3 protein-coding genes and 1 pseudogene are annotated in these 2,832 nt (G+C 61.1%); 2 read left to right on the forward strand and 2 right to left on the reverse strand.

All coding sequences use genetic code 11. From position 1 onward, the window contains the following. Window positions 1–18: 18 nt before the first annotated feature. Entirely contained in the window at window positions 19–894 is an 876-nt protein-coding gene (gene hslO, locus ABYV89_RS16035; protein WP_432823940.1) for an Hsp33 family molecular chaperone HslO, read from the reverse strand. 140 nt (window positions 895–1,034) lie between these two features. On the opposite strand from hslO, the gene ABYV89_RS16040 reads away from it, so the two are divergent. After that, window positions 1,035–2,030, forward strand: a complete 996-nt coding sequence (locus ABYV89_RS16040) for a sugar phosphate nucleotidyltransferase (RefSeq protein ID WP_432823941.1) — start codon at window positions 1,035–1,037, stop codon at window positions 2,028–2,030. 126 nt (window positions 2,031–2,156) lie between these two features. Continuing rightward, entirely contained in the window at window positions 2,157–2,534 is a 378-nt protein-coding gene (locus ABYV89_RS16045) for a methyltransferase family protein (RefSeq protein WP_432823942.1), read from the forward strand. A gap of 14 nt (window positions 2,535–2,548) precedes the next feature. Here ABYV89_RS16045 and ABYV89_RS16050 read toward each other — a convergent pair. Next, window positions 2,549–2,832, reverse strand: a pseudogene (locus ABYV89_RS16050) (ABC transporter ATP-binding protein); the annotation flags it as partial.

Genomic DNA, 2,832 nt, shown 5'->3' on the forward strand with positions numbered 1-2,832 from the left:
CGAGCTGCTGCTGCAGGATTAGCTCTTCAGCTGGGGCAGGGCCGCCAGTTCTTCGGCGGTAAAGGCGTAGCTCTGCTTGCAGAATTCGCAGGTGACTTCGGCGCCCTGGTCTTCTTCGATCATGGCGCGTACCTCGTCGGCGCCGAGCCCCCGCAGCATGGCGGCGACCTGCGGGCGGCTGCAGTTGCAGCGAAACTCCAGCGGGGTTTCCATCTGCACGCTGAAGGGAATCCCGGCAAAGAGCTGCTCGAGGATCTGCAGCGGGGTCTTGCCCTCGCTCAGCAGGCTGGTGGCCGGCGGCAGCTGCTGCAGCCGCTCTTCCAGCAGCGGGATCAGTGATTCGTCCCCCCCGGGCATGGCCTGCACCAGGAACCCTCCGGCGGTGGCGATGGCGAAATTTTCGTCGAGGGTGACACCGAGGCCGACCGTCGAGGGGATCTGCTCCGAGGTGGTCAGGTAGTAGGCCAGGTCTTCAGCGATCTCGCTGGTGTAGAGCTGCACCATGCCCCGGTACGGCTCCTTCATGCCGAGATCCTTGATCACGTGGAGAAAGCCGGCCTTGCCGACGGCTCCGGCGACGTCGAAGCGGTCGGCCTTCGGCGGCAGCGCCGCCAGCGGGTTTTTCACCGAACCGCGCAGCTGGCCGTAGGCGTCGGTTTCGCTGTGCAGCCGCTGCAGCGGGCCGTTGCCCTCGATCATCAGGGCCAGGCGCTGGTTCCCCTTGAGCAGGGCGCCGAGCAGGGCGGTGCCGGCAACCAGGCGGCCGAGGGCGACGCTGGCGGTGGGGTCGGTCCCCTGGAGTCGGCAGATGGTGCGGGTCAGGCCGCTGGTGACGGCGGCGACGGCGCGCAACGAACCGTCATTGCTGAGAATGCGGACCAGGTGGTCATTCATGGCTGCTCCTTCGGGTGAAGCTCTTGAGACTTATTGAAAAAAAGTATACTATCCAATTTTAATGCGGAACAGGTACGGGTGCCGTGCATCCTACCGAAACATGGCCCATTCTGACAATACTTTCGTTTCATGGAGGGACGATGAAAATCATTCTGCCCGTCGCCGGCAAAGGGACCCGCCTGCGGCCCCATACTCATACCAAGGCCAAGTCGCTGGTCCACGTGGCCGGCAAAACCGTGCTCGAGCACATCGTCAGCCGCCTGCTGGTGCTCGATAATGTCGAACTGATTTTCATCACCGACGAAAACGGCCACCAGGTCGAGGCGTTCATGAAGGAGAAATTCCCCAAAGTCTCCTGCCGCTACATCGTCCAGAAGGATCGCCTCGGCCCGGCCCACGCCGTCTCCCTGGCGTCATCGGCGATCAATGAAGGGGACGATGTGCTGGTGGTTTTCAACGACACCATCTTCGTCACCGACCTCAAGACGATCCCCAGGCTTTGCGCCGATTGCGACGGCCTGATCTATTCCAAGGAGGTCGAGGATTACCAGCGCTTCGGCGTCAACGTGATCAAGGACGGTCTGATTTCCGACATGGTCGAAAAGCCGGATACGCCGGTCTCCAGGCTGGCCCAGGTCGGCCTTTACTACCTCAAGGACGGCCAGAGGTTCATGGACTACATCGATGAGACCATTGCCGCCGGCGACACGGTTAAGGGCGAATATTACCTGCCCGCCGTCTTCATGCGCATGATTCACGACGGCGCCAAATTCCGCGCCCCCGAACTCGATGCCTGGCTCGACTGCGGCAAGCCGGAGACCCTGCTCGAGACCAACCGCTACCTGCTGCGCGGCCGCCACCACAGCCATGGCGAGGTTTACAACTCGGTGCTGGTCGAGCCGGTGCACCTGGCGGCAGGGGTGGTGGTGCGCAATTCCATTCTCGGCCCCGACGTGTCGGTGGCTCCCGGCTGCGTTATCGAAGAGTGCATCATCAAGGATTCGATCGTCAACGCCAACAGCAAGGCCAGGGACATCATTCTGCACCATTCGATCCTCGGCGACAGCGTCACCCTGGTCGGCTCGCCCCGCAAGATGAACATCGGCGACCACTCACTGATCGAAATGGAAGGCTGAGGCAGGTCGGTTACCGGTAAAACAAATCGCCACCGGCTGTGATGCCGGGGCGATTTGTCGTTTGGGACAACCGTGCCGCGCCGGGAGCGTTCATCCGGCGGTCGCAGAGAATGGCCGGATTTGGAAATGGAACCTTTTTCACTCGCCAGGAGCCTGTTGTTTCTCGTCTTCTCCCTGGTTTTTCTCCGGATTTCCTGGAAGCCCCTGCACAATCCGAAATGCCACGGTTTTTACCGCTTTTTCGCCTTCGAAAACACCGTCAACCTCGTCACCGGCGGGATCTATCGCTATATCCGTCACCCCATGTACAGCTCGCTGATGCTGCTGGCCTGGGGGGCGTTTCTCAAGCACTTCAGCCCGGCGGGACTGGTCGCGGTCGTGCTGACCAGCGCGTTGCTGGTCGTTGCGGGCTATATCGAAGAGCGGGAAAACCTCGCCTTTTTCGGTCCCGCTTATCTCGAATACCGCAAAACCACCAAGATGTTCCTGCCGTTTTTGTTCTAAAACCGGCTCTGCCGTTACAGCGTCAACGCCGCCTCGCCCTGGAACAGCTCCTCGCGGATTTTCGCCACCTCGGGGCTTTCCAGGTATTCGTCAAAGGTCATCGAGCGGTCGATGAAGCCGCCGGGGGTGAATTCAACGATGCGGTTGGCGACCGTTGAGAGAAACTTGTGGTCGTGGCTGGCGAACAGGATCACTTCCGGATAGGCGATCAGGCCGTTGTTGAGGGCGGTGATCGACTCAAGGTCGAGGTGGTTGGTCGGTTCGTCGAAGACCAGCACGTTGGCTCCGGTGAGCATCA

The organism is Trichloromonas sp., from assembly GCF_041583255.1.
Lineage (GTDB): Bacteria > Desulfobacterota > Desulfuromonadia > Desulfuromonadales > Trichloromonadaceae > Trichloromonas.

Coding starts and splice junctions, on each gene's coding strand:
- hslO (WP_432823940.1), bottom strand. CDS start 894: ATGAATGACCACCTGGTCCGCATTCTCAGCAATGACGGTTCGTTGCGC.
- ABYV89_RS16040 (WP_432823941.1), top strand. CDS start 1,035: ATGAAAATCATTCTGCCCGTCGCCGGCAAAGGGACCCGCCTGCGGCCC.
- ABYV89_RS16045 (WP_432823942.1), top strand. CDS start 2,157: ATGGAACCTTTTTCACTCGCCAGGAGCCTGTTGTTTCTCGTCTTCTCC.